Below are 21,145 nucleotides of genomic sequence, written 5' to 3' on the forward strand. Positions count from 1 at the left end.
ATTGACCGGATTGTTCACAGGCCCACCAGTCTACACCGCTCGCTCGCCGGCTTAGAGCACCTCGCGGCGTAAGTGTGGAAAGACCTTGGACACCTTGTTCAACAGGTAGTCGCCGTATTCACCATGGAACGCGTGTACGTTGGCCTGGTCCCAGCGCGCGGCACTGTCATCCTGCTGCTCGACCACCGGCAAACCCTCGATCGGCCGGACGCGGGCCTGGAAGTTCGGGTCGAAAAACAGTGGGAAGGACAGTCGATCCTGCCCCGAGGTGTTGCGCACCACCCGGTGCGGCGTAGAGCGATACAGCCCGCCTGTCATCCGGTCGAGCATATCGCCGATGTTGCAGACAAAGGCCCCGGCCACCGGCGGCGCCTCGATCCAGCCCTGGGGCGTACGGACCTGCAGGCCGCCGATGTGATCCTGATGCAACAGGGTCAACAAGCCATAATCGGTGTGCTCACCCACGCCCCACTGCACATCCAGCCCCTCGGGCACCGGTTGCGAGGGGTAGTTGAAGATCCGGAACAGGATCAGCGGATCGGCGGTGTAGCGTTCGGCGAAGTACTGCTCGTCCAGGCCCAGGCTCAGGGCGATACCGGCCATCAGGCGATGGCCCAGCGCGGTCACCGCGGCCATATAGTCCAGGATCGCCTCACGCAGCCCCGCGACCGCAGGGAACAGATTGCGCCCGTGGATCGGCGTGCGCGCCAGCACTGCCGGCGCATCATCCGCCAGTTCAGTGCCCAGGTAGAGGCCTTCCTTCCAGTCCGGACGGCTCGATGTTAGCTCGCCACCGAGGGGGAAATAGCCACGCCAGGCCCGCCCACCCAGCTCCATGCGCCATTGCAGCTTGGTGGCTTCATCGAGGGCAAAGAATTGCTGGCTGAGTTGCTCCAGCCGTTGCACCAGTGCCGGCTCGACGCCATGCCCGACCACATAGAAAAAGCCCTGCTCCCGGCAGGCACGATTGATCTGCGCCGCCACCTCGGCGCGCCCGTGCCCAAGGTCAGGACCAGAGCTGGCCAGGGCGGAGACATCAATAATCGGCAATCCAGCATTCGCTGCAGTCATAGCACGTGGCCTCTTAAACAGGCGGTGAAAACGGGGTTCGGATATCGGCGAGGAATTTTTGCGTACGCGGATGCTGCGGGTTGCCGAAGAACGCTTCGGGCGTGGCCCGCTCCAGCACCTGGCCCTGGTCCATGAACAACACGCGGTCGGCCACATCACGGGCAAAACCCATCTCGTGAGTCACCACCAGCATGGTCATGCCGTCGCGCGCCAGATCACGCATTACCAGCAGCACTTCGCCGACCATCTCCGGGTCCAGGGCACTGGTCGGCTCATCGAACAGCATCAAGGGGGGCTCCATCGCCAGCGCCCGGGCAATCGCCACGCGCTGCTGCTGGCCACCGGACAGGTTCTGCGCAAACGCCGTGGCCTTGTGCGCCAGGCCCACGCGCTCCAGCAACGCCATGGCCTGTTCCTTCGCCTTGGCCGGGCTCAGGCCCCGCAGGCGGATCGGCGCCAACGTGCAGTTATCCAGGACGTTGAGATGGGGAAACAGATTGAATTGCTGGAAGACAAAACCGATCTTCGAGCGGAAGTGGTTGAGGTCTAGGTCCTTGGCATGGATGTCCTGGCCCTCGATGGTGATCGTGCCCGACTGGATCGGCTCCAGACGGTTCAGCGTGCGGATCAGCGTCGACTTGCCGGACCCGGAAGGCCCGCAGACCACCACCACTTCACCCTTGGCGATCTGTTCATTGACATCGACCAGGGCGTGGTAGGTGCCATACCACTTGTTGACGTTCTCAAGGCGAATCATGGGGCAACCCGGCTGTTATCGGTAATGGACACCCGCCGTGCCTGGCGGCGCTCCAGCCAGAAGGCGAAGCGCGACAGGCCGAAGCACAGCAGGAAGTAGGTCAGGCCGAGGATCAGATAGACCTGAGTCGGCATGGTGAATACCTGGCTGTTGATCTGCGAAGCGATAAAGGAGATTTCCGCCAGGCCGATGATGTAGCCCAGGGACGTTTCCTTGACCGTCGAGACGAACTGGTTGACCAGCGACGGCAACATGGTTCGCAGCGCCTGGGGCAGGATCACCCAGCGCATAGTTCGCAGGTAGCTGAACCCGAGGGAGCGGGAGGCCTCGACCTGGCCTCGGTCGACCCCTTGGATCCCGGCTCGGACAATCTCCGCCAGGTACACCGCATCGAACAGCACCAGGGCCATCAGCATGGTGGTGAACTGGTCGGTCTTGTGCCCGGTGACGCTGGGCAGAAAGAAATAGGCCCAGAACACCACCATCAACAACGGAATACCGCGAATACCAAAGACGAGCCCAGTCACCGGCCAGCGCAACCAGCGCCAGGGGCTCACGCGCGCCAGCCCCAGCAGCACGCCCAGGGGCATGGCCAGGATCAGCCCAAGAGACGCCAGCACCAGGGTCAGCGCCAGCCCGCCCAGGGGCCCGTTGGGGTACTGGCCCACCAGGAAGTACAGCCAATAGGTGTCGATCAATTCCCATGTCGTCATCGCGTGCGCACCTGTGGATAACGATGCTGGTACCAGGCTGCGGCGCCGGTAATCAGCAGCGAGACGCTCAGGTAAGCCGCCGTGGCAAAGGCAAAGGATTCGGCGCTGCGAAAGGTCGCGCTCTCGACCTGGCCAGCCTGGTACATCAGCTCGGCGACGCCGATCACGGTGGCGATACTGGTGTTTTTCCACAGATTGAGGGTCTGGGAAATCAGCGGCGCAATCGTCACTCGCAAGGCCTGGGGCAGGATAATCAGGCGCATGCTCGCCAGGTAGCCGAAGCCCAGGGCGCGGGCCGCTTCCAGTTGCACGGTAGGGATGGCGCGAATGCCGCTGCGAATGTCTTCGCTCATGTAGACGGCGGTGTACAGGGTCAGGGCGACAATCGCGCTGGTCGCCTCGATATTGCCGGCATAGAGCCAGTCACGCAGGCCTTGGGGCAAGAGCTCCGGCGCGGCAAAGTACCAGAACAACATATGGGCCAGCAGGGGCACATTGCGGATCGATTCGACAAAGGCGAACCCCAGCCACTGCAACGGGCGCAATGGCGAAAGACGCAGCAACGCCACCAGCAAGGCCAGGGGCAGGGCAAACACCAGGGTCACGCTCGCCAGTTTGAGGGAGAGCTGCAGACCGCTGAGCAGCATGTCGTGGTATTGACCGCTCAGCAGCAGGGAATAATCAAACTCGAACATTGCGCAGTGACGCTCAAGGGTGGAAAGACTGCCAGCCCACACCGCTCGGTCAGGGGTTTATCGCCCTTCAAACGGTAGGGGCCGGCAGGCCGGGCACAGCGCGGCGCCTTACTCGACCTGGTCGGAATCGATCTTGAAGTGACGCGCCGGCAGGTTCGATTTGGTGCCCGGGCCGTACCACTTGAGGTACAGCTTCTCGGCTTCGCCGGAGCTCTCCAGGCGGGTCAGCGTCTTGTCGACCGCAACCTTCAGCTCACCGCTATCCTTGGGCAGAGCAATGGCCAGGGCTTCGTTGCTGAGGTTTTCCGGAAGGATGCTGTAGCCGGCCGCGGCCGAGCCGATCTTGGCGAAGTCATTGACCAGCGCCGACTCGTCGTCGACAAACGCCTGGCCCTTGCCTTGCTGCAAGGCCAGCAGCGCTTGCTGGGACGTTTCAAACGTCACCACCTGAGCGCTCGGGATGGCCTTGCGGATATTCGGCTCCTGGGTGCCGCCCTTGACGGTCAGCACTTTCTTGTCGGCCAACTGATCGAGCGCGGTGATCCCGCTGCTTTTCTTGACCAGGGCTTTTTGCCCGGTGATCAGGATCGAATAGGAGAAATCGACAAGGGCTTCACGCTCCTTGTTGTGGGTCAGCGAAGCCGCGAGGATATCCACACGCCCCTGCTGCAATTCGGGAATCCGCGCGGCCACGGAGATCTGCTTGAAGACCGGCTTGACGCCCAGGTCCTTGGCGATTTCATTGCCCAGATCGATTTCATAACCGACGATCTGCCGGGTCTTGGGATCGATAAAGCTGTTGGGCTCATCGGTCCCCAATGTGCCGATCACAATCTCACCCTTTTGTTTGATGGCCGCCAAATCGGCGGCGACCGCGCCAAAACTGACCAGGGTAATGGCAGCCGCAACGGCCGCGCTAAGCAGGCGAATCTTCATGGGCGAATCTCGTAGGCAGAGAAAAGGGAAAACCGGCCGGCCCATCAGCTGCAGGCCTTGTGCTATTAAGCCTACGTAACAATACAATTCAAGATAAAATACCGTTTTTTTATAACCATATAACATAAGAAGTTTTCCTGTCAGAAGCACCTGACAGGGCGCTAAGCTTGGGACATGGATGACTCCGATTATTTGCGCCTGCTCACCATTCAGGCCGAACAAGCCAACACCTTCCTCTCCAATGCGCGCAAATGGGAGCGCGAGCGTTGGGTCTGCCAGCGCCTGCTGCAAGGCCTGAACATTGCCCACCGCACGGAAGACTTCCACCCCGCCGGCCAGGAGCCGCCGGACGTGCTGTTTCGCGATGCCAGTTTCGAAGTGTTCTTCGTGCTCGACGAAGGCCGGCGCCTCAACGATGAATGGCGCGAAGAATTGCAACGACGGCGCAGTGCCTTTTCCCTGAGCCAACTGGTCCGTCGCGAAGCGCGCCCCAAGCGGATTCCGGCAAGCGAACTGCTCAAGCGCCTGGCCCCGACCCTGCGTAAAAAAGCCCACAACTACACGGAGCGCGGCCTGGATCTTGGCGAGCTGGATCTCATCGCCTTCGCCAGCCTCAAGCGCGAAGTGCTCGATCTGAACAGCCACTTCCCGCCACCCACCGAGTACCTGCGCCAGGGCTGGCGCTCGCTGTCACTGGTGGGGCCGACCTTTGCGCGCGTGCTGTTCGCCCACTCGGACGCGCCGGACTTTCTGCGCAGCAATCTGGGCCGCAGCATCGTCTTCGATGTCGGGATCGGCCTCTGACACCCGGCAGCACTGCCCGCCACCGACTATCCTTGCGGACAATAGCGTTAGCCACACGCCGCCTGTAACCTTCCCTCTTATCGTTACGTCTACCGGACGAGGCCTTTATGAGCAGCCGCCTGAACCCCGATGACCAGCGTCATGTCGAAGACTATCTGCAACTGGCGCAGAACCGAGTCGAGCGCCGCCCTTTCCGGCCGTGGCTGCTCCTGGCAGTGGTGCTGGTGGTCGTCATTGGCATGGGCCTGCTGAGCCGCCTCCTGAGTTACCTGGTGCTATGAGCTGCCTTGCGCTCGCCCGGCTACCCCAGGCACAGAATTCCTTAAGCCTTGCGAGATATCCCTATGACCCATCGTATTTTGATCGTTGGCGGCGGTGCCGGCGGCCTGGAGTTGGCGACCCGCCTGGGCAAGACCCTGGGTAAGCGCGGCACAGCCAGTGTCACGCTGGTCGATGCCAACCTCACGCATATCTGGAAACCCCTGCTGCATGAAGTCGCCGCCGGCTCGCTGAACTCTTCGGAAGATGAGCTCAACTATGTTGCCCAGGCCAAATGGAACCATTTCGAGTTCCAGCTGGGCCGTATGAACGGGCTTGACCGCGAGCAGAAGAAAATCGCCCTGGCCGCGACACTCGACGAACAGGGTCGGGAACTGGTGCCGGCCCGCGAGCTCGGCTACGACAGCCTGGTGATCGCCGTCGGCAGCACCACCAACGACTTCGGCACGCCGGGCGCCGCCGAGCACTGCCTGTTCCTCGATACCCGCAAGCAGGCCGAGCGCTTTCACCAGCAACTGCTCAACCACTACCTGCGTGCCCATGCCGGGCAAAGCGATGTGACCGAACAGATCAGCGTGGCCATTGTCGGCGCGGGCGCCACTGGCGTCGAACTGGCGGCCGAACTGCACAATGCCGCCCACGAACTGGCGGCCTACGGCCTGGACCGGATCAAACCGGAAAACATGCATATCACGCTGATCGAGGCCGGCCCGCGCGTGCTGCCCGCGCTGCCGGAGCGTATCGGTGGCCCCGTGCACAAGACCCTGGAGAAACTCGGCGTCACCGTGCTGACCAACGCAGCCGTCAGCGAGGTCACCGCCGACAGCCTGATCACCGCCGACGGCCAGGTGATCCCGGCCAGCCTGAAGGTCTGGGCCGCAGGTATCCGCGCCCCCGGTTTCCTGAAGGATCTGGCCGGCCTGGAAAGCAACCGGATCAACCAACTGGTCGTACGCCCGACCCTGCAAACCACCCGGGATGGCAACATCTTCGCCTTTGGCGATTGCGCGGCCTGCCCGCAGCCCGGCACCGACCGCAATGTGCCACCACGGGCCCAAGCCGCTCACCAACAGGCGTCGTTGCTGGCCAAATCGCTGAAATTGCGGATCGAAGGCAAAAACCTGCCGGACTATCAGTACAAGGACTATGGCTCGCTAATCTCGCTGTCGAGCTTCTCAGCCGTTGGCAACCTGATGGGCAATCTGACGGGTAGTGTGATGCTGGAAGGCTGGCTGGCGCGGATGTTCTATATCTCCCTGTACCGCATGCACCAGATGGCGCTGTACGGCACCTTCCGCACCTTGATGCTGATGCTGGGCAGCCGGATCGGCCGGGGCACCGAGCCACGCTTGAAGCTGCATTGAGCTAGATAGAAAAAGGCCTGCCTGGCCCCTTGGCCAGGCAGGCCTTTTGACGTCAGCGGCCCGGGTGGGTCAGGCGCTGCTGGTGAATCAGGTCGACGATCTCGCACTCCGGCACATAGCCATTGACCGTCTCGCGCAACAACTCGCGTACCTGCACATAGTCATCGCGCGCCACCGCGTCCAGCAGCGAGCCAATCACCCCTTTGAACGACTCCCATGGCAGGTGCTCTTCGTCCGCCCGCATGATCATCGGGTGCTCGGTAGGGCTGACATTGTCTCCGATAAGCAACTCTTCATAGAGCTTCTCGCCAGGGCGAAGGCCGGTAAACACGATCGCCACATCCCCATTGGGATTGGCTGGCGAGCGCAGGCTAAGACCGGACAGTTGAATCATCTTCTCCGCCATATCGGCGATTTTCACCGGCTGGCCCATATCCAGCACAAAGACATCCCCGCCCTGCCCCATGGAGCCGGCCTGGATCACCAACTGAGCGGCCTCCGGGATGGTCATGAAATAACGGGTCATGTTCGGGTGAGTCACGGTAATCGGCCCTCCGCGCTTGATCTGCTCACGAAACAGCGGAATCACCGACCCCGAAGAGCCCAACACATTCCCGAAACGCACCATGGTAAAACGCGTGCGGTTGGCTTGCGCAACCTGGGAGTCCGACCCAAACAGCAGCGGCATCGACTCGCGGCTCAATGCCTGCAGCGTCATTTCCGCCAGCCGCTTGGTGCACCCCATCACATTGGTCGGGCGCACGGCCTTGTCGGTCGAGATCAGTACAAAATGCTCAACCCCCGCCTGCACCGCCGCCTGGGCGGTCTGCAAAGTACCGAGCACATTGTTGAGTACACCCTCGGCGACGTTATGTTCGACAATCGGTACGTGCTTGTAGGCGGCCGCGTGATAGACCGTCTGCACGCTCCAGGTGCGCATCACATCGAGCAGGCGCTCACTATTGCGAACCGAGCCGAGGATAGGAATGAGTGTCACCACACGCCCATCTTTCTGGATTTGCTTTTCCAGTTCGCCCTGGATGCTGTAGAGGTTGAACTCACTGTGTTCGAACAACACCAGCGCCGCCGGCTGACTGGTCAGGATCTGCCGGCACAACTCCGAACCAATGGAGCCGCCTGCGCCTGTGACCATCACGACCTGGCCACGGATGCAGCGCTCGAACAGCGCTTGCTGGGCCGGGACCGGATCGCGCCCCAGCAGGTCGATAATGTCGACCTCCTGCAAATCGCTGACGCTGACGCGACCACTGGCCAAGTCCATAAACCCGGGAATGGTGCGGACATGAACCGGATAGGCTTCCAGTGCATTCAATATCTCGCGACGCCGAGCCCTTGAAGCCGACGGAATGGCCAGCAGTACCTCTGTCGCCCCCGTATCCTCGATCAGCTTGTCGATATCCTTGGACTTGTAGACCTTGAGCCCAGCAATCACCCGGTTGGCAATGCCATCGTCGTCGTCGATAAAAGCCACCGGGCGCATCACCTTGCCCATGCGCAGCGCCGCAACCAACTGATTGCCGGCAGCTCCGCCGCCATAAACTGCGACCTTGGGCAGGTTATCGTCCTGGCGTAAAAAAGGTACATGCTGGCCCGCCATAAACCAGTCGCCGAGAAAATACTGGCGCATAAACAGACGCAGACCACCGATCATCAACAGGCTCAGCCACCAGTAGTTGAAGATCAACGAGCGCGGCACCAACACATCGGGACGATACAAATAGACATAGACCGTCAGCCCAAGGGCGGACAATGACACCGCCTTGAAGATGCTCACCAACGCTTCATTACCGAAGTAGCGCATCACCGCGCGGTACATGCCCAGATTGATAAAGATCGGGATCGCGATCACCGGAGCAATAGCGAAGAGCCAGGCATAGTCACCGAACGGATCAATCGGCTGGTCAACTCCCAGGCGCACGACAAAAGCCAGCCAAAGCGCCACCCAGACCAGCACAATATCCGCCAGCACTTGTAGAATGCGTTTATAGCGTCGGCGCAACTTAAGTAAACGCTCACGAAACATAGCGTTTCCCTTCACCCAACATCCGATTCACAACGCCTCCTTTATCCCGGTTCTGAGTTGCTGACGCGATCAAGCCGGTGTTTCCAGTTGACCAGCATTGAACTTAATCGCCAGTCCCACCAGCGGTAGGTAAGCGAGCAACAGCCCGGTAACACCATCGATGCCGCCCGCCGCAACCCACAATGCAATCGGCAGCAGCCAAGCCAGGTTGATCAGCGCCACCGCCAGGGTGACCGGCAAATGCCGTCCCGCCTGTCGCGAGGCAAACTGGTATCCGTGGCTGCGATGGGCCTCATAGACTTTATCCCCGCGCAACAGGCGACGGATCAAGGTCCAAGTGGCGTCGACAATAAATACCCCAAGCAGAATCAACCAGCACCAGAGCAAATGCGGCGCCGTCCAGGCGGCCTGCAGCGACATGACACCCAGCGCGATACCGAGAAAGCCACTACCGGCATCGCCCATAAAGATCTTCGCAGGTGGAAAGTTCCAGTACAGGAAGCCACAACAGGCCACACCCAGCATCAGTGGCACCAACGCTGCCTGGATATTGCCCAGCATTGCGTAAAGCAAAGCGGCCCCCACACACACCGAAATCGCTTCGACACTGGCGATACCGTCAATACCATCCATAAAGTTATAGAGATTGAGCAGCCAGACCAGATAGAAAGCGGCCAACACATGACCAAACCAACCAAGGTCGAACGTCATTGCGAAAACGCTCAATGGCGCCAAGCCGCCCAGCCATGCCAACGCCCAAGTCGCGCCGATAAAATGGGCAAGCAAGCGCCAACGCGCAGCGATATGACCATGATCATCGAGAAAGCCGATCAGCGCGACCCACGCCCCTGCGCCCAGAAGCGCCCACGCACTGGACCACTCAATTGCGCCCAGCGCGGCCGCCAGCGGCAGAGCCAACAGAAAACTCAGCACAATAGCCACGCCGCCTCCGCGAGGCGTGGGCACACTGTGGGAGCTACGGGCATTGGGAATATCCATCAGGCTACGCGACAGTGCATAACGGCGCAGCAACCCGGTCAGCGCCAATGACAACAGCCCGACCACGGGCAAGATCCACCACAGACTCATCGCTTGCGCTGCTCCAGAAAATATTCGGCAGTCTTTCTCAACTGCGTATCGACATCCGTTACCGGCGTCCAATCGAGCAGCCTCTTGGTTTTTTCGATATCCACCTGCAACGATCCACACAAGCGCTGGTGGATAGACTGGCGCCCAAGTAGCGTCGCGGCAACACCCAACAGCCACATGGGCATGGGCAGCAATCGCGCCGGCCGGTTCAATGCGCGCCCCATCCGCCGCAAAAGCTCGCTGCTGGAAAGATCCTCGTCATCACTGACCAAAAACACCTGATTGACCGCCCCAGGGTGATCGATGCAAGTGACGATCAGATCCACCAGGTTATCCAGCCCGACCAGGCTGCGCTTGTTCGTGATCGAACCCAGCGGCAAGGGCACGCGCTTGCTCAGCCAGTTCATCATGCTGAGAAAGTTGGCACGCACGCCCGGGCCATACACCAGGACCGGGCGAATAATCACGACCTCCATACCCGTCTGCTCGGCCAGGGCTAGCAAACCCTGTTCGGCTTCTTGCTTGGAAATACCGTAGGGATCCAGCGGCGCGGGTTGATCGTCTGCTGCGTAGGCTTGGCCAGGTTGCGTACCCTCGCCATTGACCTTGATCGAACTCAGATAAATGAAGCGCCTGACGCCGGCCGCCGCGGCCTGCCTGGCCAACTGCAAAGTGCCCTGGACATTGGCGCGCCGAAAGGCGGCCAATGGATCGGCGTCTGTTTCATCCATCACATGGACCCGTGCCGCGCAGTGAATCACCACCTGGATCTCGGCAAGCGCAGCCTGCCAGTCCGTGTCGGGGGCCAGGGTTGCGACCTGGCATACCTGCACATTCACCGGCGGTTGTGCGGGCACTTGCCGATAAGCCGAGCGCAGGGCCACGCCAGGTGTATCCAACAGCCGTGCCTGAACGGCGGAGCCCACGAAACCGCTGGCCCCGGTCAATAGAATTCGCATCATGAGCGCGCTCAGGCTTTATGCCACACCGTTCGGTTGATGTAGTCCGTGTAGCTCAACACCACACGCACGACCTGCAACGATACCGGGCCGCCCTGATAATCAGGCACCAACGGCACCCGACGCTCATCACGCGAATGCTGGCTAGTTACCACCCGTACCGCATCCATCACCGAGCCACGCTTCAGGCCACTCATTATCAAGGTGCCTTCATCCATACCTTCCGGCCGCTCGTGAGCATTGCGCAGTGTCACGGCAGGAAGATTGAGCAGCGAAGCTTCTTCGGTGATGGTTCCGCTATCGGACAGTACGCAAAAGGCCGACATCTGCAGCTTGATATAGTCCAGCAGACCGAACGGTTTGACGAAGCGAATCAGGGGATGATCCAGCGACTCGCCCAGGGCCTCCAGGCGCTTGCGCGTGCGCGGGTGCGTCGAGACGATCAGCGGGAACCCGTACTGGTCCGCCAGCGCTCGCAGAGTATCGAGCAAATCACGCAGATTGTCCGGGGTGTCGACGTTCTCTTCACGGTGGGCACTGACAATAAAGAACTTGTCCTGCTCCAGACCACTGCGCGCCAATACATCGGAGGCTTCAATCTTCGGCATGTAGTAGTCGAGGACTTCCTGCATATGCGAGCCGGTCTTGATGATGGTCTCGGGACGAATGCCCTCGGCAATCAGGTAACGGCGAGCATGCTCGGTCAGCACCATATTGATATCGCTGAGGTGGTCCAGCACTTTACGGTTCAGCTCTTCCGGCACCCGCTGATCGAAGCAGCGATTGCCCGCTTCCATATGGAACACCGGGATTTTGCGACGCTTGGCCGCAATGACCGCCAGACAGGTGTTGGTATCGCCGTAGAGCAGCAAAGCATCGGGCTTTTCCAGCTCGAAAATCTCATCGGACTTGGCAATGACCTCAGCGATGGTCTGAGCAGCGGTATCACCTGCAGCCCCCAGAAAATGATCAGGCTTGCGAATTTCCAGATCATCGAAGAACACCTGGTTCAACTCGTAATCGTAGTTCTGCCCAGAGTGCACCAGTACATGCTCAACCTGACGATCAAGCTCGGCGATAACCCGGCTCATCTTGATCAATTCAGGGCGAGTGCCCACCAGGGTCATCACCTTAAGCATTGAGCTGCTCCTTGATGTAATCGAGTTTGAGCAGCAGCTCCTTGATCCCGGCAACATCCAGGCGGGCAGTATTGTGCGAAGTGTAGTCGTCCAGCTCGGAAATCCGTTGCTCACCTTCAACAAAATACTTCTTGTAGTTCAGGTCGCGGTTATCCGCCGGAATACGGTAGTAGCGCCCCATATCCTCGGCCTTGGCCATTTCCTCGCGGGAAACCAGGGACTCGTAAAGCTTCTCGCCGTGGCGAGTACCAATCACCTTGACGTCATTGGTCTTGGCGAACAATTGCTTGAGCGCCTCAGCCAAGTCCCCCACTGTGGAGGCCGGGGCCTTCTGGATAAACAGATCACCCTGCTGACCGTGCTCGAATGCATGCAGAACCAGATCGACCGAGTCTTCCAGGGACATCAGGAAGCGGGTCATCTCGGGATCGGTGACTGTCAACGGCTCACCGGTGCGCAATTGCTCGACAAATAGCGGGATAACCGAGCCACGCGAGGCCATAACGTTGCCATAGCGGGTCGCGCAAATCACCGGGCCCTTGGCCGGAATCATCCGCGACTTGGCGACCATCAGCTTCTCCGCCATGGCCTTGGAGATGCCCATGGCATTGATCGGATAGACCGCCTTGTCGGTGCTCAACACCACGACGCGCTGCACACCGGAGGCAATGGCGGCATTGAGCACGTTCTCGGTGCCCAGTACGTTGGTGCGCACCGCTTCCATTGGATAGAACTCGCAGGAAGGCACCTGTTTGAGGGCGGCGGCATGGAAGATGTAGTCAACGCCGACCATCGCCTGGGTCAGGCTGTCGTAGTCGCGAACATCGCCGATGTAGAACTTGACCTTGTCATTGGCCAGGGCGATACGCATATCTTCCTGCTTCTTCTCGTCGCGGCTGAAGATACGAATCTCGCGCACGGCGGTATTGAGAAAACGCTTGAGGACCGTATGGCCGAAAGATCCGGTACCACCGGTGATCATCAATACCTTGTCGTCGAACATGTAAACCTTCCGATTTGTTAGCGGGTGGCGTGCATCAGCTCGATAAGCTGTGGCCAGGATGGTGCCTTGTAACCCGTGGCCAGGGTAAATCGTTCGCTATTGAGCGATCGATCAATGACCAGTGAAGCGTCCGGGCGAATTTCGATTGTCTTTTCATACTGACTGGCAATCAGCTCTAGCAGATCGAGCTTGGCAATCGGTTCTGCGGCAACATGATACAGACCATTGAGCTCTGGGTGCGGCAAGACGAAATCTTTCATGACGCGAGCCAGCTCAACCGTCGGCAAACCGGAGAAAATTGCTTTTGAAAAGCCACGTACAGCCCCTTCCTGTGCCAGGAACCAGTCGACCAAGGCATAGCTGGAACTCAGCTCATGGCCAATAATCGAAGTCCGCAGGGTAATCGCGTTGGGATAGTCGTGCAGCTCTCCAATGTACTTGGATTTGCCGTACAGATCTTCGGCGTCAGACTGATCGCCCTCCACATAACCGCCTTTGAGTCCCGAAAACACACAATCGGTACTGACATGAATCAGGCGTGCTCCAGCCAGATCACATAATCGTGCTAGACGATGCGGCAGCATGGCATTGATCGGGAGTGCCGAAAGGGGATCCTTGGCATCGGACAACTGTTTGATCAAGCCGACACAGTTGATTACTACATCAGGCCGTACGCTGGATAGAACAGCAACAAGTGCGTCCTGATCAAGTACATCTACCCCTGGTAACAGCGAGCTTAGCTCTACATCGGAGAAATACTTGAGGCCTGCCGAGCTTCGTAAAGTACCCCATACACTATACGTAGGATCACCATTAAAAGCCCTGAAGACAGCACCACCCAGCATCCCCGTTACACCTAAGACTAGAATCCGCATAGTACCTCTCAATACTTCAAAAAAATTTGATATGCATCGACTCAGGAAGCTAGTCGAGCGCGACCAAAACTGAGAATCATGTCAACATAATATATCAGAAGCACGTTAAGCATAATGGAACCGAAGAGCAAATAGCTTTGCGCCGGCACATAGCCAAAACTCATAAATCGATAAGCTACGATCTGCCCGAATAACGAACACAACACCACGTTACGGCCACCAAATTTATAAACAAATATCTCTACCAACGCAGCTCCCACGCCGAGAGAAAACATGGCAAAAAACAAGAAACAATAAGAGCCAGGATAAAAGAAAAAAGCCACTATTCCGGACAACGAAACGAAATGAAAATTTGCTGATTGTTCATTATTATATGCGGAGTTTATTATATTAGAATCGTAAAAGCTCAGTACATTTTCATTATAAGCTTCTGCCCAGGCTTTCGTCCACAACTCCCAACCAAGACCAGGATAACTTGAAACGGCCATAACCCCGTCCATGCCCACCCAACGATCCAGAAACAGCGCCACCACATGTTGAGCCATGGTAGGAGTTGTATGCTCAACCTTCACATCTTTCGGCCCCTCGCCGGGGGAGCTAACTATCTTTTCAGCCCGCGGCTGAGCAACAGCATCAACTTTTTCCAAATTAACCGTATAGGAGTAGGTCCGCGCATATGTTACCCCTACAGCGGACCCGAAAAATAGCGCGGCAAATACCACCAGAACAAAAACGGCAACCGCCGCTCGAACCTTCATTCCCCCGATGCGTAACTGATAAATAACACCGTATAACATCGACCCGGTATTAAGCACCATTCCTCGACTCAACAGAGAGATACTCGATATAGCTCCCTCCAAGAACGAATATAAAACAACCAGAAAATAACTATTGCGCTTCAATCTAAATTCAAAATTCAAAAAAACCGCAACAAAAGAGGCCAAGCCAAACAAAAGAAGCCATGCAACTATACGATTCAAGCCAAAGGGCAATACCGTGCGAGTGATCTCACCTCGCTGATAAACTCCCAAATAAATATTTGCAACACCCACTACAAGAACGAACGCCAAAAAAATAAAAAGAATAAACTTTCTATGAGACACATAAAAATTGAACAACCCTGGCAACGTATCTACAATGCATTCTTTGGGGTAATTAAAAATATACTTCCCTCTCAAATAGCTGGCAAGAAGTAGACCGGATAAACCACATACCGCGACAAGTACCGCCTGGTCGAATGCAGCAGGAGAAAAATCAAAATGACCGCTATCGATAAAATCACCATCCATGAAAACCAAGCGATAGGAAAATTTCATCCAAAAACCTAGCCAAAAAAATACACCTATGAATGTATCAAAAAAAATGGCCTGATCTCTGAAACCAAAGTACAGGAGCCCATTAGCGACAACGCTGAGCCAAACATAGTACAAGCCAGTGCCAGGATACTTAAAGAGAGCAGAAGCAAACAAAGAAAAAACACCCAACAGGATTATAACTTTTAACCAACCAGGGAAATCACTCCACCGCATATGTCCACCCATCAAAAATATGAAACACTCAAAAGCACTCTTACAGAGATATTAATTTATTCTGTTTTTTTACGTTGAAACCTATCAGTTTAGAAAGCAGAAACCCCCAAAGAAAAAATACGACAATGCCCGAATATGGCTGCCGCATACCAACCTGCAAAAAATTTTCCACCAACAGGAGAAAAACTACAACTCCAAATAATCCGAAAAGCCCCCCAGACTTAAAGAGCTTAGACCAATTACGAAGGGCGACATAAAATGTGTATACGATGCCCAGCAATAAAGGCAACATAGCCAACACTCCAAAATCATATGAAAAGTCGAGATAATAGTTATACGCGCTCGGAAAGTCTCGGCGCTCAAGTACGTGAGAATGCCCCCCAAAAAAAGAACTTGCACTCTCTATCATCGAAGATAAATAAAACGTCCAATACCCCAAACGCGAATCTAGGTCACTTTCAAAAAAAATTGGCAACTGTTCTTTAAACCAACTATAAGACAATATAACTCTATTAATACTCGAAAAATCACCGCCCACCAAAAACATGTAGGCCAGTACGAGGCCAACACACCCCGACAAAAGAACACCTAGTGCAAAAATATGCCTATATCGAAGAACCATGCTTCTAAATAAGAAACAGAGGAGCCCCACTCCATAGAGTATTAGCGCGATAGAAGAAGAAGATAGTGCAGCGTATCCCCCCATGGCGAAAGATAAAAATAGCACCCACCACCTATAGGCCGGAAGCTCAGAAGACGAAAAAAGGACGATAAGAAACGCGCCTACAAAAACAACAGGTACATAGCTACCACTATGATAAATACTAAAAAAATACAAACATGAGGATTGAAAACCAGCCCCATTAATTATAGTGGATGTCAACTGAAGACAAACCACAGTAATGAGAACCCAAAATAAAGATCCAGTTAAAACCGACGTAGCATCGTTCCTAACACCAAATTGCTGCCCGAGAACAAAAGCAAACATCGGAAGAATATACTGCAGAATCAACATCATCTTAGAGCGGGCGTCAAAACCATAATCACCGGCCATAACCAAGCTTGTAAACAACATGATTACGAATGTAAAAAATATGATTGTTAAAGATAAACGAGCACAAGAGAAACGACCCAAAACAACAATACCTAGATAGCACACCAATACTGATAGTGGCATTGGTAAAAGAGCCAAATGCCCTTCAGCAGAATAAGAGCCTTCGGCGCTGCGATATATACCGCTGGGCAGCTGAAAAAAAATCGGTAAAAAAATTAAAATTACAAGTAACCACAAAACCCAACACTCATAACGAGTATCAGATATTTTTGAAATCAATCCATTATTTTCCGTCGAGTAAAATACATACGATAAAAGTGAGCCCAACAAGTATAATCCCGACAGCGCCTCCGCACCGAGCCCGTAATAAATAAAAGGAATACAACCGACTAAAATTATGTTAGCCAACATATCAGAGCCAAAAGCGTCCTGCCCCCGGATATTCTGTAACAACCGCAACCGGATATTTTGCGCTCCGACCATAACTGCACTCCCAATAAGAGAACAGCCAACTGCCAACCAAAAAAGAGTACTTTTTTCGGTCCATAGAAAAACATCGGGCCAAAATAGAGAGAAACTGACAACTATGGCCCCAATACACAGCGCCCCTAGTACCATGCAATGAATCACGCGAAGAATGTTACCAGCACGAGCGCCCTTACTCTCGTTGTGCACGAAGGTTGGGCCCAACGCTTGAGCAAATACTGACCCCAGTACACCGCCCAATGCGAAAGCGGAAAAAAAATCTCCTGCTACAGTTCGTCCTGCCAGCAGGATAATAAAGACTCGCGATACATAGACTGAAATGCCTATCACGGCAGTAGAGCCGAAATGCGGCAACAGTAATTTCAAGGACAGCCCTCCCGAAGATGGAAGTCTAAAAGCCTCCAAAAAACTCTCGTATCGGACACACCAAAAAAATGGAGATACGGCCCATATAATAAGCGCTGTATAGCTATAACGAAGTTCGCCCTCAACACATAAGCAGAGCAAGAGCAGCAAGCTGCTAGCCGCCTGACTTAGGAAAAAGTAAATGGCGGGCCTAGGCCTGTGGCTATATTCCTGTTCACTCAAAAAAATTTCTGCAACCCACTCTACTGCACGGCGAGCTACTAGCAATAAAACTAACCAGATGCTGGAGGTAACCAAGCCAACACTTAATCCTACAGACAACAGATACAGGGGCATTAACAAAAAACAACGGAGTCTTAGTAAATGTAATATATCGCCTTCAGATCTTCCGCTAAGGATGAGGCTCCTAGCGTTTCCAGAAAACGCATAAAAAAGAGCAACCGTAGCACCATGGACGACGCCAAAATCAGCTGCGAGCTCAGGCTTACCAAAAAGGCTCAAACCAATCATGACCAACGTTAATGAAAACGAATTCGCCATGAACGCGGTTGGGAAAATTAATATGCTCTTCACAATATCCTTAGCTGTAAAACGCCAACATTCTTGGAGACACCTCACAGCGGATTAGCCTTTCAGCAATTCAACCAAGCGGTAAGCCTGAGTACTCATTTCAAAATGCTCATCAAAGTAGCGCCGAGCAGATTGACCCATCACATCTCGTTGCTCCTGATCAAGGCTGTGCATCTGCAGAATCGCGCTGACTAACGGCAATACCTGCTCTGCATCACAGGTTAGACCAGCCCCGGACTCCTGAACAATACGCGCGCCCTCACCATTCAAGCTTGCAATAATAGGTCTTCCTGCAGCCAGGTATGCCTGAATTTTGCTTGGTATGGTTTGGGAAAAAATAGGGTCATCATTGAGTGAGACCAAGAGCGCAGATGAACGAGCAAAAATTTCAGCCATCTGATTTACGGGAAAACGTCCAGGCAAGATAAGGTTTTCAAGACCAAAAGCATTTTTTTGCTCCTGCAACCAGCTTAAGCGACTACCACTGCCGATCAGTACAAGACGGATCTCGCTCATACTTCGAAGATGAAGAGCCGCCTGGACAATCGTATCCAATGCTTGCGCAGTTCCAAGATTACCTGCGAACACAACGCAAAAACCGCTCTGCAAGACTGATGAAAGCTCCTCAGGTATAGGCTCATTTACTTGAAATGACTTACTGTCCACTGAATTTGGATAATAGACGATCTTATCTAGCGATGCATAATTCGAAACAGGATCAATAAAGGCTTTAGACTGAACGAGTAAACGATCGGAACAAGCATAAATACTTCGAACCATGCCACCCACTAGCTTTAGAGCATAACGGTTCTTCACAAACCCTGTTGCCAACAAACTTTGCGGCCACAGGTCCTGAATCCATACAGCCAAATAAGCACGCTTTAACAATTTTAGCAAAATAGCCGGAATTGCTTGAGTTATAGGCGACACAGCAAATACGAGTATTGCATCTATCTTTCGCTTTCTCAGAAGCCACGGAAAAAAAACCAACCCAGCCAAGACAAATGATATGTAGTTAAGGATAAGGTTTTTGGCGCCTCCATTTCCACGCGGCCATAGAGGGACCCTCACGACGTCGACACAATCTAGATAACGCTCGCGCTGAAGTCCTCCAACTCGATAACCAGGAAAAATCTTACCATCTGGATAGTTTGGCTTACCTGTAGCCACGACTACTTCATGGCCTTGCGCGACAAGGTTCTTCACTAAGTCATTAATGATGAAGCTTTCAGGAAAAAAATACTGAGAAAGTACAAGTATTTTCAAAGGAGTCACATTCTATTATCTAAGGATCTATTATCACTCTGCAGCTCTTTATACAACTGCAATATATTTTGCGTAAGCCCATCCCACGTATAACTTTTCAATACCACTTCGCGCAAGTTACTTCCCTTGCGAGCTAGCAACTCTGGATCGCTAAGTAACGCCTGAAGCCCGCTAGCCAATGCATCATCATTAACGCTAACAACTAGCCCTCCACCAACACGCTCTACTTCATCAAATCCACATTGGTCGGTCAGCAGCACAGGGGTACCTCGTAGGCCTGCCTCAAGAGCAACAAGAGACATTGCCTCCTGACGCGAAGGCACTACTAACAAGTCAGCGGCTGCTAACGCGTCCTCTTTATCCTGCCCTGACAAATACCCTGTAAATATTACTCGATGCGACAAACCGTTCGCCTTTGTGTTTGAGCGCAATGACGGTCCAAGCTCTGAATCTGGGCCTGCGAAAACAAGCTGGCAAGTAGGGAACATTATAGAAATTTTAGCAAAAGCACTTAAAAGTAAATCAGGCCCTTTAATTGGACTCAATCGCCCCAAAAATAGCAGAATGCAATTTGACTCCAATCCATACCGCGCTCGAAAATTGTCCGGCATTGGTACCAGACTATGATCTGGGTGAATTCCATTTGGCAGTAGGACTATTTTGGATCGATCAATGCCATAATCTACAAATTGCTTACACTCAAGCTCCGTCACTGCAATGCAACGTGATGCACCCTTTACAATTCGGACACCAATAATAAAATTATATAGCTTTTTTAGGAGAGCTGACCGACCAAATATAATCAACGATCCAGCAGAGCAATAGACATACGGCTTGCCCAAGCGCAAAGCAAAGAAACATACAACGGCCCCTAACACACTCCAATGGCCCGTAACATGAACTAAATCCGTATCCCTCACCAAAGATTGTATTTCTCTAAGACAAAGTTTCGGGAGTAAAAACCGCTTAAACAGGGTTGGAACTGCAATCAGATTAATGTTCTTCAGCTCGGCTCTACGACGCTCACCAAGTCCATAATCCGTGCATAAAATTGTACATTCCTCGCCAGCTCGCTGTAATGCCATAGCTAGCTGAAAAGTTCTTTCTGCAGTGCCGCCGCCGACAGAGGGATCAATACAGTCAGATACGTGTAGGACTTTCAATTTTTTATCCTTCGGGCAACATAATTTGCACCAAATTTTTCCAGTTCGCCCTCAAAATTTCCTGAAAAAAAGAATCCCCATTCATTAAGTTTTGCTTCATCAAATATTAATTCAGGATTAGACTGAGACCGGCCAATTAAATACAATAGAATAGATAAAATCCTGCTCGGCAGTTGAAAATTAGCCTTAGGAATGTTAACACCCATAGCCTTGCCGAGAATAAATTCAACTGACTGGTAGTTATTACTCGGTTCTTCATCCTCCGAAACAAAGAAGACGTTAGAATCCAACTTCCTATCTAAAAACGCTAAAAAGCAGATCGCAGATACGACCTTATGTATGCTGACTAAGTGCATGTTCCGTTTGCCATGCAAAAATCTGAGTACAGTTCGATACCAGCCTGGCTTATCAAGGATTACGCTACAAAGCTTGCGTAAATTTTCACTTCCATGACCAAATACAGCTGTTGGGCGGATGACACCATAGTCTACCTCACCCGCGAATACTTCTTGAAAAATCCGTTCTGCCTGGCACTTTCTATGCTCATAGAGCGTCGCAGGGTGTAGCGCGGATTGCTCGTCAACAACCTTACTCCGGGTGATACCTACAACCATAGCAGTACTTATATGCAGCACCCTCTTAACTCCTGCGTCGCGAGCGGCTAGCGCTAGGTTGTGAACCGCAAGAGTGAAGTCTCCGTCAGATGCAGCTTCATTAACATGCACAAGATTTATAAGAATATCAGCATCTTTCAAAAACGGATCAAGCGATATCCTATTAAACAAATCACCTTCATATAACTCAATATCAAGACCACAATTAAAATCTTGGCTCCTACTAAGAGCCCGAACACTCTTACACCGACCAAAAAGTGCAGGAATCAAATTACTTCCAATAAACCCTCGCGCACCGGCTACGCATACGATTGGTAAATGTTTCATACTCAGGCTCTCTGCGTAGCACTCAATAGTCTTACATTAAAT

Annotated in this window: 19 protein-coding genes; 3 read left to right on the forward strand and 16 right to left on the reverse strand. The window is 54.0% G+C overall.

Features of this window, described 5'->3' with window-relative positions:
• Window positions 1-51 precede the first annotated feature (51 nt).
• The 5 genes from NPS46_RS05180 to NPS46_RS05200 all read right to left on the reverse strand — a co-directional run bounded on the left by NPS46_RS05180 (window position 52) and on the right by NPS46_RS05200 (window position 4,172).
• Window positions 52-1,071: an isopenicillin N synthase family dioxygenase gene (locus tag NPS46_RS05180; RefSeq protein ID WP_274105336.1), complete on the reverse strand. Its 1,020-nt coding sequence runs from the start codon at window positions 1,069-1,071 to the stop codon at window positions 52-54.
• Window positions 1,072-1,084: 13 nt separating this feature from the next.
• A complete protein-coding gene (locus tag NPS46_RS05185) occupies window positions 1,085-1,828 on the reverse strand; it encodes an amino acid ABC transporter ATP-binding protein (RefSeq protein ID WP_274105337.1) in 744 nt (247 codons plus the stop codon).
• A complete protein-coding gene (locus tag NPS46_RS05190) occupies window positions 1,825-2,541 on the reverse strand; it encodes an amino acid ABC transporter permease (protein WP_274105338.1) in 717 nt (238 codons plus the stop codon). The genes NPS46_RS05185 and NPS46_RS05190 overlap by 4 nt, the downstream gene beginning before the upstream one ends.
• Window positions 2,538-3,236 carry an amino acid ABC transporter permease gene (locus NPS46_RS05195; RefSeq protein WP_274105339.1) on the reverse strand — a complete coding sequence of 233 codons (699 nt, stop codon included), beginning with the start codon at window positions 3,234-3,236 and terminating at the stop codon, window positions 2,538-2,540. The genes NPS46_RS05190 and NPS46_RS05195 overlap by 4 nt, the downstream gene beginning before the upstream one ends.
• Window positions 3,237-3,344: 108 nt before the next feature.
• Window positions 3,345-4,172 (reverse strand): ABC transporter substrate-binding protein, encoded by an 828-nt coding sequence (locus NPS46_RS05200; protein WP_274105340.1) that lies wholly within the window; start codon window positions 4,170-4,172, stop codon window positions 3,345-3,347.
• A 174-nt stretch (window positions 4,173-4,346) separates the two neighbouring features.
• Between NPS46_RS05200 and NPS46_RS05205 the strand changes: the two genes are divergently transcribed.
• From NPS46_RS05205 to NPS46_RS05215, 3 genes are all read left to right on the forward strand, one after another.
• Window positions 4,347-4,976: a DUF1780 domain-containing protein gene (locus NPS46_RS05205; RefSeq protein WP_274105341.1), complete on the forward strand. Its 630-nt coding sequence runs from the start codon at window positions 4,347-4,349 to the stop codon at window positions 4,974-4,976.
• A 107-nt stretch (window positions 4,977-5,083) separates the two neighbouring features.
• Window positions 5,084-5,257, forward strand: coding sequence for a DUF3094 family protein (locus NPS46_RS05210; protein ID WP_274105342.1), 174 nt, complete (start codon window positions 5,084-5,086; stop codon window positions 5,255-5,257).
• Between the two features lie 63 nt (window positions 5,258-5,320).
• Window positions 5,321-6,619, forward strand: a complete 1,299-nt coding sequence (locus NPS46_RS05215; RefSeq protein WP_274105343.1) for an NAD(P)/FAD-dependent oxidoreductase — start codon at window positions 5,321-5,323, stop codon at window positions 6,617-6,619.
• A gap of 52 nt (window positions 6,620-6,671) precedes the next feature.
• Here the strand turns inward: NPS46_RS05215 and NPS46_RS05220 are convergent, their stop codons facing one another.
• From NPS46_RS05220 to NPS46_RS05270, 11 genes are all read right to left on the reverse strand, one after another.
• On the reverse strand, window positions 6,672-8,663 hold the full coding sequence (locus tag NPS46_RS05220) for a polysaccharide biosynthesis protein (protein ID WP_274105344.1): 1,992 nt from the start codon (window positions 8,661-8,663) through the stop codon (window positions 6,672-6,674).
• Between the two features lie 69 nt (window positions 8,664-8,732).
• Window positions 8,733-9,752: an MraY family glycosyltransferase gene (locus NPS46_RS05225; RefSeq protein WP_274105345.1), complete on the reverse strand. Its 1,020-nt coding sequence runs from the start codon at window positions 9,750-9,752 to the stop codon at window positions 8,733-8,735.
• Window positions 9,749-10,711 carry a UDP-glucose 4-epimerase family protein gene (locus tag NPS46_RS05230; RefSeq protein ID WP_274105396.1) on the reverse strand — a complete coding sequence of 321 codons (963 nt, stop codon included), beginning with the start codon at window positions 10,709-10,711 and terminating at the stop codon, window positions 9,749-9,751. The genes NPS46_RS05225 and NPS46_RS05230 overlap by 4 nt, the downstream gene beginning before the upstream one ends.
• An 11-nt stretch (window positions 10,712-10,722) precedes the next feature.
• The gene (gene wecB, locus NPS46_RS05235; RefSeq protein ID WP_274105346.1) at window positions 10,723-11,850 is read right to left on the reverse strand and encodes a non-hydrolyzing UDP-N-acetylglucosamine 2-epimerase; all 1,128 of its coding nucleotides are present in this window, start codon (window positions 11,848-11,850) and stop codon (window positions 10,723-10,725) included.
• Window positions 11,843-12,853, reverse strand: a complete 1,011-nt coding sequence (locus tag NPS46_RS05240; protein ID WP_274105347.1) for a polysaccharide biosynthesis protein — start codon at window positions 12,851-12,853, stop codon at window positions 11,843-11,845. Before NPS46_RS05240 ends, wecB begins: the two co-directional genes overlap by 8 nt.
• A 17-nt stretch (window positions 12,854-12,870) precedes the next feature.
• Window positions 12,871-13,728: a dTDP-4-dehydrorhamnose reductase family protein gene (locus NPS46_RS05245; protein WP_274105348.1), complete on the reverse strand. Its 858-nt coding sequence runs from the start codon at window positions 13,726-13,728 to the stop codon at window positions 12,871-12,873.
• A gap of 41 nt (window positions 13,729-13,769) precedes the next feature.
• Window positions 13,770-15,257, reverse strand: coding sequence for a hypothetical protein (locus NPS46_RS05250; protein ID WP_274105349.1), 1,488 nt, complete (start codon window positions 15,255-15,257; stop codon window positions 13,770-13,772).
• 40 nt (window positions 15,258-15,297) lie between these two features.
• A complete protein-coding gene (locus NPS46_RS05255) occupies window positions 15,298-17,736 on the reverse strand; it encodes a hypothetical protein (RefSeq protein WP_274105350.1) in 2,439 nt (812 codons plus the stop codon).
• A gap of 51 nt (window positions 17,737-17,787) precedes the next feature.
• Window positions 17,788-18,999, reverse strand: coding sequence for a glycosyltransferase family 4 protein (locus NPS46_RS05260; RefSeq protein ID WP_274105397.1), 1,212 nt, complete (start codon window positions 18,997-18,999; stop codon window positions 17,788-17,790).
• A gap of 5 nt (window positions 19,000-19,004) precedes the next feature.
• Window positions 19,005-20,162, reverse strand: a complete 1,158-nt coding sequence (locus NPS46_RS05265) for a glycosyltransferase family 4 protein (protein WP_274105351.1) — start codon at window positions 20,160-20,162, stop codon at window positions 19,005-19,007.
• A complete protein-coding gene (locus NPS46_RS05270) occupies window positions 20,159-21,103 on the reverse strand; it encodes an NAD-dependent epimerase/dehydratase family protein (protein ID WP_274105352.1) in 945 nt (314 codons plus the stop codon). The genes NPS46_RS05265 and NPS46_RS05270 overlap by 4 nt, the downstream gene beginning before the upstream one ends.
• Window positions 21,104-21,145: the final 42 nt, after the last annotated feature.

The organism is Pseudomonas putida (assembly GCF_028682395.1).
Taxonomy (GTDB): Bacteria; Pseudomonadota; Gammaproteobacteria; order Pseudomonadales; family Pseudomonadaceae; genus Aquipseudomonas; species Aquipseudomonas putida_AB.

What these genes read in the sequence shown, in the direction of transcription:
- NPS46_RS05210 (WP_274105342.1), top strand. Translation starts at nt 5,084, where the DNA reads ATGAGCAGCCGCCTGAACCCCGATGACCAGCGTCATGTCGAAGACTAT.
- NPS46_RS05185 (WP_274105337.1), bottom strand. Translation starts at nt 1,828, where the DNA reads ATGATTCGCCTTGAGAACGTCAACAAGTGGTATGGCACCTACCACGCC.
- NPS46_RS05220 (WP_274105344.1), bottom strand. Translation starts at nt 8,663, where the DNA reads ATGTTTCGTGAGCGTTTACTTAAGTTGCGCCGACGCTATAAACGCATT.
- NPS46_RS05240 (WP_274105347.1), bottom strand. Translation starts at nt 12,853, where the DNA reads ATGTTCGACGACAAGGTATTGATGATCACCGGTGGTACCGGATCTTTC.
- NPS46_RS05225 (WP_274105345.1), bottom strand. Translation starts at nt 9,752, where the DNA reads ATGAGTCTGTGGTGGATCTTGCCCGTGGTCGGGCTGTTGTCATTGGCG.
- wecB (WP_274105346.1), bottom strand. Translation starts at nt 11,850, where the DNA reads ATGCTTAAGGTGATGACCCTGGTGGGCACTCGCCCTGAATTGATCAAG.
- NPS46_RS05230 (WP_274105396.1), bottom strand. Translation starts at nt 10,711, where the DNA reads ATGCGAATTCTATTGACCGGGGCCAGCGGTTTCGTGGGCTCCGCCGTT.
- NPS46_RS05245 (WP_274105348.1), bottom strand. Translation starts at nt 13,728, where the DNA reads ATGCGGATTCTAGTCTTAGGTGTAACGGGGATGCTGGGTGGTGCTGTC.
- NPS46_RS05195 (WP_274105339.1), bottom strand. Translation starts at nt 3,236, where the DNA reads ATGTTCGAGTTTGATTATTCCCTGCTGCTGAGCGGTCAATACCACGAC.
- NPS46_RS05215 (WP_274105343.1), top strand. Translation starts at nt 5,321, where the DNA reads ATGACCCATCGTATTTTGATCGTTGGCGGCGGTGCCGGCGGCCTGGAG.
- NPS46_RS05200 (WP_274105340.1), bottom strand. Translation starts at nt 4,172, where the DNA reads ATGAAGATTCGCCTGCTTAGCGCGGCCGTTGCGGCTGCCATTACCCTG.
- NPS46_RS05190 (WP_274105338.1), bottom strand. Translation starts at nt 2,541, where the DNA reads ATGACGACATGGGAATTGATCGACACCTATTGGCTGTACTTCCTGGTG.
- NPS46_RS05205 (WP_274105341.1), top strand. Translation starts at nt 4,347, where the DNA reads ATGGATGACTCCGATTATTTGCGCCTGCTCACCATTCAGGCCGAACAA.
- NPS46_RS05250 (WP_274105349.1), bottom strand. Translation starts at nt 15,257, where the DNA reads ATGCGGTGGAGTGATTTCCCTGGTTGGTTAAAAGTTATAATCCTGTTG.
- NPS46_RS05180 (WP_274105336.1), bottom strand. Translation starts at nt 1,071, where the DNA reads ATGACTGCAGCGAATGCTGGATTGCCGATTATTGATGTCTCCGCCCTG.
- NPS46_RS05270 (WP_274105352.1), bottom strand. Translation starts at nt 21,103, where the DNA reads ATGAAACATTTACCAATCGTATGCGTAGCCGGTGCGCGAGGGTTTATT.